The sequence below is a fragment of the Enterobacter sp. IF2SW-B1 genome, from assembly GCF_001743375.1.
GTDB lineage: Bacteria > Pseudomonadota > Gammaproteobacteria > Enterobacterales > Enterobacteriaceae > Enterobacter > Enterobacter bugandensis.
Map to the genome: position 1 here is coordinate 142,426 of NZ_MJAA01000010.1, position 15,490 is coordinate 157,915.

At 59.0% G+C, this 15,490-nt stretch carries 15 protein-coding genes; 8 read left to right on the forward strand and 7 right to left on the reverse strand.

All coding sequences use genetic code 11. The features are described 5' to 3' along the window. Nucleotides 1–107 precede the first annotated feature (107 nt). A complete protein-coding gene (locus A6013_RS19530; RefSeq protein WP_045631298.1) occupies nt 108–2,348 on the forward strand; it encodes a TonB-dependent siderophore receptor in 2,241 nt (746 codons plus the stop codon). An 81-nt stretch (nt 2,349–2,429) separates the two neighbouring features. Further along, nucleotides 2,430–3,119, forward strand: a complete 690-nt coding sequence (entD, locus tag A6013_RS19535) for an enterobactin synthase subunit EntD (protein WP_069733611.1) — start codon at nt 2,430–2,432, stop codon at nt 3,117–3,119. Here the strand turns inward: entD and A6013_RS19540 are convergent. The 7 genes from A6013_RS19540 to betT all read right to left on the reverse strand — a co-directional run bounded on the left by A6013_RS19540 (nt 3,055) and on the right by betT (nt 9,505). After that, entirely contained in the window at nt 3,055–3,894 is an 840-nt protein-coding gene (locus A6013_RS19540) for a metal ABC transporter permease (RefSeq protein ID WP_047367691.1), read from the reverse strand. The genes entD and A6013_RS19540 overlap by 65 nt on opposite strands. Next, nucleotides 3,891–4,739, reverse strand: coding sequence for an iron/manganese ABC transporter permease subunit SitC (sitC, locus tag A6013_RS19545; RefSeq protein WP_069733612.1), 849 nt, complete (start codon nt 4,737–4,739; stop codon nt 3,891–3,893). The genes A6013_RS19540 and sitC overlap by 4 nt, the downstream gene beginning before the upstream one ends. After that, entirely contained in the window at nt 4,736–5,542 is an 807-nt protein-coding gene (locus A6013_RS19550) for a manganese/iron ABC transporter ATP-binding protein (RefSeq protein WP_047367689.1), read from the reverse strand. Before A6013_RS19550 ends, sitC begins: the two co-directional genes overlap by 4 nt. A 2-nt stretch (nt 5,543–5,544) precedes the next feature. Then, entirely contained in the window at nt 5,545–6,456 is a 912-nt protein-coding gene (locus A6013_RS19555; RefSeq protein ID WP_069733613.1) for a metal ABC transporter substrate-binding protein, read from the reverse strand. A 203-nt stretch (nt 6,457–6,659) separates the two neighbouring features. Continuing rightward, complete coding sequence (gene nadS, locus A6013_RS19560; protein WP_041910964.1) at nt 6,660–6,944, reverse strand: NadS family protein; 285 nt, start codon at nt 6,942–6,944, stop codon at nt 6,660–6,662. Nucleotides 6,945–6,946: 2 nt separating this feature from the next. Beyond that, nucleotides 6,947–7,333, reverse strand: a complete 387-nt coding sequence (locus A6013_RS19565; RefSeq protein ID WP_041912044.1) for a type II toxin-antitoxin system RelE/ParE family toxin — start codon at nt 7,331–7,333, stop codon at nt 6,947–6,949. A gap of 138 nt (nt 7,334–7,471) precedes the next feature. Continuing rightward, nucleotides 7,472–9,505, reverse strand: coding sequence for a choline BCCT transporter BetT (betT, locus tag A6013_RS19570; RefSeq protein WP_069733614.1), 2,034 nt, complete (start codon nt 9,503–9,505; stop codon nt 7,472–7,474). A 128-nt stretch (nt 9,506–9,633) separates the two neighbouring features. On the opposite strand from betT, the gene betI reads away from it, so the two are divergent. The 6 genes from betI (at nt 9,634) to A6013_RS19600 (ending at nt 15,339) form a co-directional block, all read left to right on the forward strand. Then, nucleotides 9,634–10,221, forward strand: a complete 588-nt coding sequence (gene betI, locus A6013_RS19575) for a transcriptional regulator BetI (RefSeq protein ID WP_023334836.1) — start codon at nt 9,634–9,636, stop codon at nt 10,219–10,221. A 13-nt stretch (nt 10,222–10,234) separates the two neighbouring features. Further along, complete coding sequence (gene betB, locus A6013_RS19580; RefSeq protein WP_069733615.1) at nt 10,235–11,707, forward strand: betaine-aldehyde dehydrogenase; 1,473 nt, start codon at nt 10,235–10,237, stop codon at nt 11,705–11,707. Nucleotides 11,708–11,720: 13 nt separating this feature from the next. After that, entirely contained in the window at nt 11,721–13,385 is a 1,665-nt protein-coding gene (gene betA, locus A6013_RS19585; protein ID WP_069733616.1) for a choline dehydrogenase, read from the forward strand. A 148-nt stretch (nt 13,386–13,533) separates the two neighbouring features. After that, nucleotides 13,534–14,097, forward strand: a complete 564-nt coding sequence (locus A6013_RS19590; RefSeq protein ID WP_049138747.1) for a fasciclin domain-containing protein — start codon at nt 13,534–13,536, stop codon at nt 14,095–14,097. Between the two features lie 43 nt (nt 14,098–14,140). Continuing rightward, a complete protein-coding gene (locus tag A6013_RS19595) occupies nt 14,141–14,695 on the forward strand; it encodes an RNA polymerase sigma factor (protein ID WP_069733617.1) in 555 nt (184 codons plus the stop codon). Continuing rightward, nucleotides 14,692–15,339: an anti-sigma factor domain-containing protein gene (locus tag A6013_RS19600; RefSeq protein ID WP_028012274.1), complete on the forward strand. Its 648-nt coding sequence runs from the start codon at nt 14,692–14,694 to the stop codon at nt 15,337–15,339. The genes A6013_RS19595 and A6013_RS19600 overlap by 4 nt, the downstream gene beginning before the upstream one ends. Nucleotides 15,340–15,490: the final 151 nt, after the last annotated feature.

A 15,490-nucleotide genomic window follows, 5' to 3' on the forward strand; every position in this document is an offset into this window, starting at 1 on the left:
AGCAAATTTTATTGATAATATTATTGATAACTATTTGCATTTGCAATAGCGTATTGCCCGCGCTGTGGGAAGCGCGTTCATAAATAACCATAAAAGCGGGACGTACAATGAATAAGAAGATTCACTCTCTGGCCTTGCTGGTCAATTTAGGGATTTATGGCGTCGCGCTGCCCGCCATGGCAGACGACAACGCCGCCTCTGCGCAGCACGAAGACACGATGGTGATCACCGCCGCCGAGCAGAATTTGCAGGCGCCTGGCGTGTCGACCATCACCGCCGATGAGATCCGCAAAAACCCGCCCGCGCGGGACGTGGCGGAAATCATCCGCACCATGCCGGGCGTTAACCTGACCGGGAACTCCACCAGCGGCCAGCGCGGGAACAACCGTCAGATCGACATTCGCGGCATGGGCCCGGAAAACACCCTGATCCTGATCGACGGCAAGCCTGTCACCAGCCGCAACTCCATCCGCCTGGGCTGGCGCGGCGAGCGTGATACCCGCGGCGATACCGGCTGGGTGCCGCCGGAGATGATCGAGCGCATCGAAGTGATCCGCGGCCCGGCCGCCGCACGCTACGGTAACGGCGCGGCGGGCGGCGTGGTGAATATCATCACCAAAAAGTTCGACGACCAGTGGCACGGCTCCTGGAACACCTACCTGAACGCGCCTGAACACAAGGATGAAGGTTCTACCAAGCGCACCAACTTCAGCCTGAGCGGCCCGCTGGGCGGCGACTTCAGCTTCCGCATGTTTGGTAACCTGGATAAGACCCAGGCCGACGCGTGGGACATCAACCAGGGCCACCAGTCTGAGCGTACCGGAGCCTACGCCAACACCCTGCCCGCGGGCCGCGAGGGTGTAGAGAACAAAGACATCAACGGCGTGGTGCGCTGGGACTTCGCGCCGATGCAGTCGCTGGAGTTTGAAGCGGGCTACAGCCGCCAGAACAACCTCTATGCGGGTGACACGCAAAACACCAACAACGACAACGCGCTGGTTAAGAAGAACTACGGCAAAGAGACGAACCGTATTTATCGCCAGAACTTCGCCGTGACCTGGAATGGCGGCTGGGACAACGGTATTACCACCAGCAACTGGGCGCAGTACGAACACACCCGCAACTCCCGCCTGGGCGAAGGGCTGGCGGGCGGTACGGAAGGCCTGTTCAACAGCAATAAATTCACCGACACCGATCTGGCCGACGTGATGCTGCACAGCGAAATCAACCTGCCGATTGATTTCATTGTGAACCAGAACCTGACGCTCGGCACCGAGTGGAACCAGCAGCGGATGAAGGATTCAACCTCCTTCTCGCAAACCCAGCAGGGTGGCACCATCCCGGGCATGAGCGAAGACCGTAGCCCGTACACGTCAGCGGAGATCTTCTCCCTGTTTGCCGAAAACAACATGGAGCTGACCGACAGCACCATGCTGACCCCTGCCCTGCGCTTCGACCACCACACAATCGTGGGCAATAACTGGAGCCCGTCCCTGAACCTGTCGCAGGGTCTGGGGGATGACTTCACCCTGAAGATGGGGATCGCGCGCGCCTACAAAGCACCAAGCCTGTACCAGACCAACCCGAACTACCTGTTGTACAGTAAAGGCCAGGGCTGCTACGCCAGTTCCGACGGCGTGGGCTGCTACATGATGGGTAACGACGATCTGAAAGCGGAAACCAGCATCAACAAAGAGATTGGCCTGGAGTGGAAACGCGACGGCTGGCTGGCGGGCGTGACCTGGTTCCGCAACGACTACCGCAACAAGATTGAAGCGGGCTACGCGCCGATTGGCCAGACCTCCACCGGCAAAGTCACCACCGATATCTACCAGTGGGAAAACGTGCCGAAGGCGGTGGTGGAAGGTCTGGAAGGCTCCCTGAACGTGCCGGTCAGCGACACCATCAACTGGACCAACAACATCACCTATATGCTGCAAAGCAAGAACAAGGAGACCGGCGACCGTCTGTCGATCATTCCTGAGTACACGCTGAACTCAACCCTGAGCTGGCAGGTGCATCAGGATGTGTCATTGCAGTCGACCTTCACATGGTACGGCAAGCAGCAGCCGAAGAAGTATAACTATAAAGGCCAGCCGGTGACCGGGTCTGAGAAAGACGAGGTCAGCCCGTACAGCATCGTTGGCCTGAGCGCCACCTGGGACGTGACGAAAAACGTCAGCCTGACCGGCGGCGTGGACAACGTCTTCGACAAGCGCCAGTGGCGCGCGGGTAATGCCCAGACCACGGGGAACGCGACAACCGGCGCGTATATGTACGGTGCGGGTGCGTATACGTATAATGAACCGGGTCGCACCTGGTACATGAGCGTAAACACAAGATTCTGATACAGGCAGTGACCTCCCCCTCTCCCTGTGGGAGAGGGTTGGGGTGAGGGCATCAGTCCGCACAATTCAGAGGGAAAAACCATGCACACCGCCCACAGCACATTTTCTCTCGCCGGCCTCACCCTCCACCGCATCACCTTCGACCCCGCCACCTTCACCGACGCCGATCTCCTCTGGCTCCCCCATCACGCCCAGCTCGCTGACGCCGGACGTAAACGCAAGGCTGACCATCTGGCAGGACGCATCGCCGCCGCGCACGCCTTGCCTGACCACACCGTTCCCGCCATCGGCCCCAGCGGGGAACCGCTCTGGCCGGACGGAATTTCCGGCAGCATCACCCACAGCGGCACGGAGGCGATGGCTGTCGTCGCGCCATACCCTGCGCTTATCGGTATCGATAGTGAAGCGATCCTCGCCGAAAATGAAGCAAGGGAAATCAAAGATGGCATTATAGATGCCCATGAAGAGCGTGTGATTTCCCGTTCCGGTTACCCGTTCGCCCTCGCCCTGACGCTGGTTTTCAGCGCCAAAGAGAGCCTGTTTAAGGCCCTCTTTCCGCAGGTGCAGGCTTACATCGGGTTTGACAGCGCGCGCGTCACCCTGCTCGACGATAACACGCTCACGCTGGCATTGACCCGTCAACTGTCAGGCTTTAACGAAGGCACCGCCTTCACCCTGCACTGGCAACTGCGCGGTGAGCAGGTCATCACCCTGCTGTCACACGTTCCTGCCGACGCGCCTTCACGCTGGTCACCACAAACGTCACGATAAACACCACCGCGAACAGGACCACTATGGTCGGCGCGGGCGCACTGTCGAGATAAAACGAGGCATACACGCCGCTGACCGACACCAGTATTGATACCGCCACTGCCACCAGCAGCGCCATGTGAAAGCGTCGGGCGATCAGCACCGCCACCGCGCCGGGGGCAATCAGCAGCGAAATCGACAGAATAATCCCCACCGCCTTCAGCGTCGCCACGATGGTCAGCGATACCATGCACAGTAAGCCATAGTGCAGCCAGCGGGCGCGCAGGCCGCTCGCCTGCGCCTGCTGATAGTCAAAGCAGAACAGCAGAAAATCGCGCCATTTCAGGCCAATCACCAGCGCAATCAGCCCCGCGACGAGACCGCTTTGCAGAATGTCCATCCCGTTAATGCCCAGCATATCGCCGAACAGAATGTGGTCGAGATGCACCTCAGGTTTGACGGCGATATAGAGGATCAGCCCCGCGCCGAACATCCCGGAAAAGACGATCCCCATCACCGTATCCTGCTTGATGCGGCTATTGTCCTTGAGGTAGCCGGTGGCGACCGCGCAAAACAGACCGGCAACGAACGCGCCCAGCGCCAGCGGCAGGCCCATCACCCACGCCAGCACCACGCCGGGAAACACCGCGTGGCTCATGGCGTCGCCCATCAGCGCCCAGCCTTTCAGCACCAGAAAAACCGACAGCAGCGCGCAGGGCACGGCTACCAGAAGTGAAATCAGCAGCGCGTTGTTCATGAACGCAAACTGGAAGGGTTCAAGGAGCAGCGCCATCATGGATGTGCCTCCTTCGCGCGACGACGGCTGGCGAGCAGCCCGTGCTTCGGCGCAAAAACGAACGCCAGCAGGAACAGCAGCGTCTGGGCGACCACAATAATGCCGCCGGTGGCGCCGTCCAGGTAATAGCTGGCCCACGCGCCGAGGAAGCTGGTGAGGCTGCCAATGGTGACGGCAATCATCAGCAGACGCGGGAAGCGGTCGGTGAGCAGCCACGCGGTTGCGCCGGGCGTAACCACCAGGCAAATCACCAGAAACGCGCCGACGGTTTGCAGCGCCGCCACGGTGGAGACCGCCAGCAGCGTGAAGAACAGGATCTTCAGGCGCTCAGGGCGCAGGCCGATGGCGCGGGCGTGGTTCTCATCAAAAAAGGTCACCATCAGATCTTTCCATTTGAACAGCAGGATAACCATCGACACCACGCCGATAATCGCCAGCTGGACGATATCCTCCGGTGCGATAGCCAGAATATTGCCGAGCACGATGGTCTGAATATTCACCGAGGTTGGGTTGAGCGAGACCATAAACAGCCCCAGCCCGAAAAAAGAGGAGAAGATCAGCCCGATAATGGCGTCCTCCTTCAGGCGGCTGCGCTGGTTGAGAAACAGCATGCTGCCCGCCGCCAGCCCGCCCGATAAAAACGCCCCCAGCGAGAACGGCAGCCCGAGCATGTAAGCCCCCGCCACGCCCGGCACGATGGAGTGCGAGAGCGCATCGCCGATCAGCGACCAGCCTTTGAGCATCAGGTAGCAGGAGAGAAACGCGCACAGCCCACCCACCATCGCCGAGACCCACATCGCGTTGAGCATGTACTCATAGCCGAAGGGTTCGAGAAGCGCGTTCATTTTGCCTCCTGCCGGTGCGTCACGAAGGGCCGCTCGTCGTCGGTGATAATGCGGTCTTCAGAACCGCTGAGCACCACGTGGCGCAGCACGCCGCTGAAGGCGCGCTCAAGGTTTTCGGCGGTGAAGGTGGTTTCCGTCGGACCGCTCGCCAGCACGGTGCCTTTGACCATCACCGTGTAATCGCAAAACTCCGTGACCGAGCCTAAATTGTGGGTCGAGACCAGCATGGTTTTGCCCTCGTCGCGCAACTCGCGCAGCAGGCTGATGATTCTGGCTTCGGTTTTAACGTCCACGCCGGTAAACGGCTCGTCGAGCAGGATCACCTCGCCCTGCTGGGCAATCGCCCGCGCCAGAAAGACGCGCTTCTTTTGTCCGCCGGAGAGCTCGCCAATCTGCCGGTGGCGCAGCTCGAGCATATCCACGCGCTTCAGGGCGTCGGTCACGATCTGCCGATCCTGCGCTTTAGGCCGCCGCAGAAATCCCATATGCCCGTAGCGCCCCATCATCACCACGTCCTCGACCAGCACCGGAAACGACCAGTCGACCTCTTCCGACTGCGGCACGTAGGCGACCAGGTTCTGGCGCAGCGCCCGATGAGGCGGCAGCCCATTGAGGGTGATAGTGCCGCTCGCCGCCCGCACAAAGCCCATCACCGCCTTAAACAGCGTGGACTTGCCGGAGCCGTTCACCCCCACCAGCGCGGCAATCGATCCGCCGGGCACGCTGAACGACGCATTGCGCAGCGCCGTGTGGCCGTTGCGGTAGGTCACGGTTACGTCCGTGACGACAATCCCCTTCTGCATGGTCACTCCTTCATGCCGTCGCGAATGCCCTGCACCAGCGTGCGGGTGGTCACGTTCAGCAGATCGATATAGGTCGGCACCGGGCCGTTTTCCGCACTCAGGGAGTCAACGTACAGCACGCCGCCGTAGTGGGTGCCGGTTTCCCGCGCCACCTGACGCGCCGGCTTATCGGAGACCGTGCTTTCGCTGAATACCGCCGGGATGCGATATTTCTTCACCAGATCGATCACCTTGCGCACCTGCTGCGGCGTCCCCTGCCGATCGGCGTTGATCGGCCACAGGTAAAGTTCCTTCATGCCCAGATCCCGCGCAAGATAGGAGAAGGCCCCTTCGCTGGTCACCATCCAGCGTTTGTCTTCCGGGATCGCCGCCACCTGCTTGCGCAGCGGTTCGAGGGTCGCGACGATCTTCTGCTTGTAGGCCTCAGCGTTGCGTTGGTAGACCTGCGCGTTGGCCGGGTCGTACTTCACCAGCGCGTCGCGGATGTTATCAACGTAAATCAGCGCGTTGTCCGGCGACATCCACGCGTGCGGGTTAGGCTTGCCGTCGTACGGCCCCTCGCTGATGCCCATCGGGGTGATGCCCTGGGTGACAATCACCTCCGGCACGCCGTTCAGATGCTGATAAAAACGCTGGAACCACAGCTCCAGGTTCATGCCGTTCGCCAGAATCAGCTGCGCCTTCTGCGCGCGCTTGATATCGCCCGGCGTCGGCTGGTACTCGTGGATTTCAGCGCCCGGTTTGGTGATGGAGGTGACTTCTGCGGCATCCCCCGCCACGTTTTTCGCCATATCCGCGATGACGGTGAAGGTGGTGATGACCTGGAACTTTTCAGCCGCCAGCGCGCCCGTGCTTGTCGTAGCCGTGAGCAGCGCGCCGAGCAACAGACGCTTTAATCCTTGCAGTGGGTGCATCGCAGAAGTCTCCTGAGGTGGTGAAATTCAAAGCAAAATTAGCCTGTGCTATAAGGTATAGCACAGGCTATATTTAAATGAAAATAGTTATCATTAAAGTTATGTCAATGAAGGGCGGGCCTGTCGGCGCTTCGCTTATCAGGCCTACGGAAAAGCAGTTTTGTAGGCCGGGTAAGCGCAGCGCCAACCGGCATAAGGGCGACTCACAGCCCGGCAAGTGCCTTGTAAAATGCAGGATTCTCCCGAATCACATTAAGTACCTTCGCCGCCAGCCCGGTTGGATTGCGGCGTTTGGACTCCCAGCTCTTTATCGTATCGACGCTCGTGCCAAGCGCCTTCGCCATTTCGCTTTGCGTGATATTGAGCTGCTCTCTGATGGCACGCACATCAGCAACTTCATAGCGGGTTACTCGGGAAGCGGCTTTTCTTCCGTTATGGATCTCAACGGCCTCTTCAAGCGAAGATTTTAATTCATTAAAAATACTCATTATTAGCCTCCACCTGCCTGATTAGGGTACATAGTACACCTCTCATTTACGGCACTGGAAGCAGTATTTTTCAGAATGGAAGTCAGCTTTTTAAGTTCTGCTTTCTCTGCCTCTGTCAGGCTGTCCTTTATGCATTTTGGATAGGCCATAATGAAATAGATCACCTCCTCCGTGGCCAGAAAGTAAATCACTCTGATACCCCCTCTCTTTCCCTTTGAGGCTGCCGCCATCCTTATTTTACGTAAACCACCCGTCTGCTGGATCAGGTCACCTTTATCAGGCCACGCAATAAGTTCCTTTTGCAGATCCTTTAATTCATCATCCGTAGCAATGCTTTTAATCTGTCGGGTAAAGAGTGATGTTTCGATAAACTCTATCGCATGACTCATCCATAGTTCCTTCCCTAAACGCAGCAAAAGGCCGAATGCTTCAACACCAGGCTCATGCTGCATGGTTACTCTTCCTTGAGTAATGCTGCGCCAAATAACTGTATTTATATACAGCTTAAAGGTATTTTAAGAATCCGTTTAGACATCCGGGAACATCACGCTATTCCCCGGCGCTTCCCTGTGCAGATGGATAAAGTTCAGGTGCCGTTCATACTGGTCCAGAATGTCCGTAATCACCTGCTCCTTGCTGTAATCCATCAGGTCATTCCCCTGGCTACCTTCCAGCAGGAACGTCTCCAGCCGGTAGTAGGTTGATTTCCCGCTGCGCGCCCGGTAGGTAAAGCCGGGTACCGAATACTGCTGCGGCCAGATCTGATAGACAAAGTTCTGCTCGTCGCCCATGTGCACCAGCAGATCCAGGTGCCCCAGGGTTTCGCCCTCCTCCGGCGGCAGGTTTTTCAGCTCCACGTACGCACCGCGCAGCTTCAGCTCCTGCGCCACCTCTTCCATCGCCGGGTAGCAGACCGTCTCCATCATCTGTTTGGTGTAGCGCGTGCCCGGGTAGTTCATCAGGCGCGACAGGCGTTTCTTCCAGCTCAGCCTGTCCTGGGCGCCCATTGGCCGCGGCGCGGTGTCGCGGCTGGCGCTGACGCGCCGATAGTCTTCCACCTTGAGCGATTTATACAGCCCGGCCATCACGAAGAAGATCACAAAGCTGAACGGCAGGCCCATGATCACCGTGGTGTTCTGCAGCGCCGAAATGCCGTTGGTCATCAGCATGCCGAGCGTCAGCAGGCCGATGGCGACCGACCAGAAGATGCGCAGCCAGTTCGGCGCGTCGCTGTTGATGTCCTTCAGCTTCGAGGTGAAGTTGCCCAGCACCAGCGCCCCGGAATCCGCCGAAGTCACGTAAAACAGCAGGCCGGTAATGGTCGCCACGGAGGCGCTAAAGGTAAACGCCGGATACTGCGCCAGCAGGCTGTAGAAGCCGCGCTCCGGGTGCGCCATCGCTTCCTGCGCGAAGGTCGCGTTGCCGTGGATGATCTCGTGCAGCGCGCTGTTGCCGAACACCGACAGCCACAGGAGGGTAAAGGTGAACGGGATAATCAGCGTGCCCATCACAAACTGACGAATGGTACGGCCACGCGAAATGCGCGCCAGGAACAGGCCAACAAATGGCGACCATGCGACCCACCACGCCCAGAAGAACAGGGTCCAGTTGTTCATCCACTCCACCGGGCGGTCAAAGGCGAAGCTGTTCAGCGTCATGCTCATGAAGCGGTTCACGTAGTCGCCCACGTTCAGCACCAGGGCGTTGAGCAGGAACGACGTGTCGCCCATAAACAGCACGAACAGGATCAGGCCCAGCGCCAGTGCCACGTTCAGCTCAGAGAGCACGCGGATGCCCTTATCCACGCCGGAGGTCACCGAAATGGTGGCGATAATCACCGAGAGCGCAATCAGCGCCGCTTTCGCCGCCATCGAATCTGGGATATCAAACAGCACGCTTAGCCCGTAGTTGAGCTGCACCACGCCAATGCCGAGCGTCGTCGCGATGCCGAAGATGGTGCCAATTACCGCCGCAATATCGACGCTGTGGCCAATCGGGCCATTAATTCTTTTCCCGAAAATCGGGTACAGCGCGGAGCGGATGGTGAGGGGCAAATTATAACGATAGCTAAAGTATCCTAGCGCCATGCCCATCAGGGCATACATCGACCAGCCCGTCAGGCCGTAGTGGAACAGCGTCCAGACCATCGCCTGGCGCGCGGCCTCCATCGTCTGCCCCGCCCCTTCCGGCGGCTGCATATACTGCGTGACCGGCTCAGCTACCGAGAAGAACATCAGGTCGATGCCGATGCCCGCGGCAAACAGCATCGCCGCCCAGCTCAGCAGGCTGAACTCGGGCTTGGACTGCTCTGGCCCGAGCTTCACCGAGCCGAAGCGCGAGCAGGCAATGCAGACCACGAAGACGATATAGAGCGTCGCCGCCAGCAGGTAGTACCAGCCGAAGGTCTTCGACACCCAGTTCAGGGTGCGGCCAATCCACTCGGCAGAAAAATCGTTAAAGAAAATGGTTGTCAGGGAAAACAACAAAATCAGCCCGGCGGACGTATAAAAAACGACCGGGTTGATTTTGTCTTTTTCTCTGTCTTGTGAAAGGTCTGTCATCCAGTATCCCCACTGTTTTTGTAACTATTGAAATCCAAAATCGCAACAATTAAGACACATTTTATATTGAACGTCCAATCAAAAACCGCTTTAATAGATTACCAACGCTGATGAATGGAGTGGCAAAAATGCCCAAAGTGGGGATGCAGCCGATCCGGCGCAGGCAGCTTATCGACGCCACGCTGGAAGCAATTAATGAAGTGGGCATGCATGACGCAACCATTGCGCAGATCGCCCGTCGGGCGGGCGTGTCCACGGGGATCATCAGCCATTATTTCAAAGATAAAAACGGCCTGCTGGAAGCGACCATGCGCGACATCACCGGCCAGCTGCGCGATGCGGTATTAAGCCGCTTACGCGCCCTGCCGAACGGCAGCGCGGAGCAGCGTTTGCAGGCGATTGTCGGCGGCAATTTTGATGAAACCCAGGTCAGCGGCGCGGCGATGAAGGCCTGGCTGGCCTTCTGGGCGAGCAGCATGCATCAGCCGATGCTCTACCGTTTGCAGCAGGTCAGCAGCCGCCGGTTGCTCTCAAATCTGGTGTACGAGTTCCGCCGCGAGCTGCCGCGTGAACAGGCTGAAGAGGCGGGCTACGGGCTGGCGGCGCTGATCGACGGGCTGTGGCTGCGCGCCGCGCTCAGCGGCAAACCGCTGGACAAAACCCTCGCGCAATCGCTCACCAGCCACTTTATCAGCCAGCATTTACCGACCGAATAACCGAGGAGGAAGCATGTCCCGAATGGCAGAACAGCAGCTTTATATCAATGGTGGTTATACATCCGCCACCAGCGGTCGCACCTTCGAGACCATCAACCCGGCCAACGGTGAAGTTCTGGCGAGCGTGCAGGCCGCCGGGCGCGAAGACGTGGACCGCGCCGTAGAGAGCGCAAAGCGCGGGCAAAAAATCTGGGCGGCGATGACCGCCATGGAGCGCTCGCGCATCCTGCGTCGCGCCGTCGACATCCTGCGCGAGCGCAACGACGCGCTGGCGAAGCTGGAGACCCTCGACACCGGTAAGGCGTTTTCTGAAACCTCGACCGTCGACATCGTCACCGGCGCGGACGTGCTGGAGTACTACGCGGGGCTGATCCCGGCGCTGGAAGGCAGCCAGATCCCGCTGCGCGACACCTCATTCGTCTACACCCGCCGCGAGCCGCTGGGCGTGGTGGCGGGCATCGGCGCGTGGAACTACCCGATCCAGATCGCCCTGTGGAAATCCGCCCCGGCGCTGGCGGCGGGCAACGCGATGATCTTCAAGCCGAGCGAAGTGACCCCGCTCACCGCCCTGAAGCTGGCAGAAATCTACACCGAGGCGGGCCTGCCGGACGGCGTGTTTAACGTCCTGCCGGGCGTGGGCGCGGAAACCGGCCAGTACCTGACCGAGCATCCGGGCATTGCCAAAGTCTCCTTCACCGGCGGCGTCGCCAGCGGCAAAAAGGTGATGGCGAACGCAGCGGCCTCGTCTCTGAAAGAGGTGACGATGGAGCTGGGCGGCAAATCGCCGCTGATTGTGTTTGACGATGCGGATCTGGATCTCGCCGCAGACATCGCCATGATGGCCAACTTCTTCAGTTCCGGACAGGTGTGCACCAACGGCACCCGCGTGTTCGTGCCTGCAAAATATAAGGCCGCGTTTGAGCAGAAAATCGTCGAGCGCGTAGGCCGCATCCGCGCAGGCGATCTGTTCGATGAAAACACCAACTTTGGCCCGATGGTCAGCTTCCCGCATCGCGACAGCGTGATGCGCTACATCGCCAAAGGCAAAGAACAAGGCGCGCGCGTGCTGTGCGGCGGCGACGTGCTGAAGGGCGACGGATTTGATAACGGCGCGTGGGTGGCCCCGACCGTGTTCACCGACTGCACCGACGAGATGACCATCGTGCGCGAAGAGATCTTCGGCCCGGTGATGTCCATCCTCACCTATGAAAGCGATGAAGAAGCCATTCGCCGCGCCAACGACACCGACTACGGTCTGGCGGCGGGCATCGTCACCGCCGATCTGAACCGCGCCCACGGCGCCATTCATCAGCTTGAAGCGGGCATCTGCTGGATCAACACCTGGGGTGAATCCGCCGCGGAGATGCCGGTTGGCGGCTACAAGCACTCCGGCATTGGCCGCGAGAACGGCGTGATGACGCTGCAGAGCTACACCCAGGTGAAGTCCATCCAGGTTGAGATGGGTAAATTCCAGTCCATATTTTAACCGGGAGGTTTATTTGCAATTTGACTACATCATTATCGGGGCCGGCTCTGCCGGCAACGTACTGGCTACACGACTGACTGAAGATCCGAACACCACCGTCCTGCTGCTTGAGGCGGGCGGGCCGGACTACCGCTTTGATTTCCGCACCCAGATGCCCGCCGCGCTGGCCTTCCCGCTGCAGGGCAAGCGCTACAACTGGGCGTACGAAACCGAGCCAGAACCCTTCATGAACAACCGCCGCATGGAGTGCGGACGCGGAAAAGGGCTGGGCGGCTCGTCATTGATCAACGGCATGTGCTACATCCGCGGTAACGCGATGGACCTCGACCACTGGGCGAAAGAGCCGGGCCTGGAGCACTGGAGCTACCTCAACTGCCTGCCCTACTACCGCAAGGCAGAGACCCGCGACGTGGGGCCGAACGACTACCACGGCGGCGACGGTCCGGTGAGCGTTACCACCTCTAAGCCGGGCGTAAACCCGCTGTTTGAAGCAATGGTGGAAGCAGGCGTGCAGGCGGGCTATCCGCGCACCGACGATCTCAACGGCTACCAGCAGGAAGGCTTCGGCCCGATGGACCGCACGGTCACGCCGCAGGGCCGACGCGCCAGCACCGCGCGCGGCTATCTGGATCAGGCGAAACCGCGCCCAAACCTGACTATCCGCACCCACGCCATGACCGATCGCATCCTCTTTGAGGGCAAGCGCGCGGTTGGCGTTGAGTGGCTGGAAGGCGAGAGCACCATTCCGTCAAAAGCGACGGCGAATAAAGAAGTCCTCCTGTGCGCAGGCGCCATTGCGTCACCGCAGATCCTCCAGCGTTCCGGCGTAGGCAACGCTGAGCTGCTGAAGCAGTTCGATATCCCGCTGGTGCATGATTTACCCGGCGTGGGAGAAAACCTGCAGGATCATCTGGAGATGTACCTCCAGTATGAATGTAAGGAGCCGGTTTCCCTCTACCCTGCCCTGCAGTGGTGGAACCAGCCGAAGATTGGCGCGGAGTGGCTGTTTGGTGGCACCGGCGTGGGTGCGAGCAATCACTTCGAAGCAGGCGGATTTATCCGCAGCCGCGAGGAGTTCGAGTGGCCGAACATTCAGTACCACTTCCTGCCGGTAGCGATTAACTACAACGGCTCAAACGCGGTGAAGGAACACGGCTTCCAGTGCCACGTCGGCTCCATGCGCTCCCCGAGCCGTGGACACGTGCGCATTCAGTCGCGCGATCCGCACCAGCATCCGGCGATCCTGTTCAACTATATGTCCCACGAGCAGGACTGGCAGGAGTTCCGCGACGCGATCCGCATTACCCGCGAGATCATGCACCAGCCCGCGCTGGACAAGTACCGCGGCCGCGAAATCAGTCCGGGTATTGACTGCCAGACCGACGAACAGCTGGACGAGTTTGTGCGTAACCATGCCGAAACCGCGTTCCATCCGTGCGGCACCTGCAAAATGGGCTATGACGAGATGGCGGTGGTTGACGGTGAAGGCCGCGTTCACGGGCTGGAAGGATTACGCGTGGTGGATGCGTCGATCATGCCGCAGATTATTACCGGCAACCTGAACGCCACCACGATTATGATCGGTGAGAAAATTGCTGATGCGATTCGCGGGCGCGAGCCGCTGGCGAAGAGCACGGCGGCGTATTATGTGGCCAACGGGGCGCCGGTCAGACGCTGAGGATATTTCCCCTCCCCCTGGCCCTCTTCCATACGGGAGAGGGCTTCCCACCCAAAATTTATTTTTATTTTCCTGCATCCAGTTCACCCCCTCCCCTCGTATATGTGTATGTGAGCAATCCCTTTGCTCCCTAAACCGAGGAAAGATGATGAAAAAGCTAACCCGTGTTGCACTCGTCACCAGCGCTTTACTCTTCTGTGCAGGCACATCAGCCGCCATGACGTCAGGCTCCGTGATGGTAGGCGGAGCGGAAATGTTCCCGAGCAAAAATATCGTTGAAAACGCCGTGAACTCGAAAGATCACACCACGCTGGTGGCCGCCGTCAAAGCGGCTGGACTGGTGGATACGCTTCAGAGCAAAGGGCCATTCACCGTGTTTGCGCCGACCAATGCGGCGTTTGCGAAATTGCCTGCCGGCACGGTCGAGAACCTGGTCAAACCCGAAAACAAAGCCACGCTCACCAGCATCCTAACCTATCACGTGGTTGCCGGTAATTACGATATGAAGGCGCTGGAGCAGAAAATTAAACAGGGCGGCGGACACGCGGAGTTGAAGACCGTTAACGGTCAGCCACTGTGGATCATGAGCAACGGCCCGCACAACATTCAGCTTAAGGATGGTAAAGGCAATGTGGCGAACATTAGCACCTATGACGTTCATCAAAAAAACGGCGTGATCGATGTAATTGATACCGTCCTGATGCCTAAGTAGTTGTCTATACTTCGGAAGTGTGACGTTACCTTCCGGGAAAAACATGGATAACGCGCTGACAGAACAGCAGCAGAAATTAATGCAGGCGGTCGCAAACGGCGATCGCCGCGCATTTGAACAAATCTATCGACTCACATCGCCACACCTGTTTGCCGTCGCGCTGCGCATGCTGCGCGACCGCGCGTGGGCAGAAGAGATCCTTCACGACTGTTTTATCACCGTCTGGAGTAAAGCCGAAACCTACAACGCTGCACTGAGCACCCCGATGACCTGGCTTACGCATATTGTTCGCAATCGCTGTATTGACTGGCTGCGCAGCGGGCAAACCCGCGCTGCCGAACGCGAGTCGCCGTATAACGAAGCGCTTATGCCCGGCGAGAACGATGAGCAGAATAACTGGCACGACGATGCGCAGGCAGAGCGTCTTAGGCATTGTCTCGAACATTTGAGCAGCGAGCAGCGCCAGAGCATTACGCTCGCCTACTATCAGGGAATGTCTCACAGCGACATTGCCGACTGGCTCCAGCAGCCTGTAGGCTCGGTGAAAAGCTGGATACGTCGGGCAATGGACCATCTTCGGGAGTGCGTGGGGCTATGAATGACGCAGAAAAACGCGACGACATGCTGGCAGCAGAGTATGCCCTCGGCACGCTGCGGGGAGGAGCACGGCTTCAGTTCCAGAAAAGGGTCCTCCGTGAACCGGCTCTGGCCGCCCGCGTGGCGTACTGGCAGGACATGTTCAGCACGCTGGATAGTCATCTTGTGCCCGTCCCTCCACCCGAGACGGTGTGGAAAAGAATCGCCCTCGACCTGCCGCCCAAAAAGCCTTTACGCCAAAGTCGGCCTTATCTCGGCTGGATGGTTGCGGCCTCACTCGCCGCCCTGACGGTCGTTGCCTGGTATGCCACCCGAGCCCCGGAACTCGCTCCGCTGATGGTACTCAACGATGCCCAACAGCACGGGCAGTGGGTCGTCAGCGCGGACGCCAGCCGCCAGCACCTGAGCATTGCCCCGCTTCGACCGACAGCTGTCGCCGCGCAACACAGCCTGCAGCTTTGGCTGATCCCAGGCGGGCAGGCGCCGGTATCCATGGGGCTGCTGCATAACGACATCCCCACACGCGTCACCCTCAGGAACGCAACGCTCCCTGCTGACGCCACGATAGCCATAAGCCTTGAACCAGAGGGCGGATCGCCCACCGGCCTCCCCACAGGCCCGGTGCTTTACAGTGGCAAACTGTAATCCTCAGGCCCTGTTTGCAGGGCCGCTATCGTTCCCCCCTTTTATTTATATAATATTCTCGGTTACCTATAAGAATTAAATATTAGGCCTGCAATTAATTTAATTATTAAAAAACGACATTGACAGACGCTTCCGTACTCCATTAAGTTTT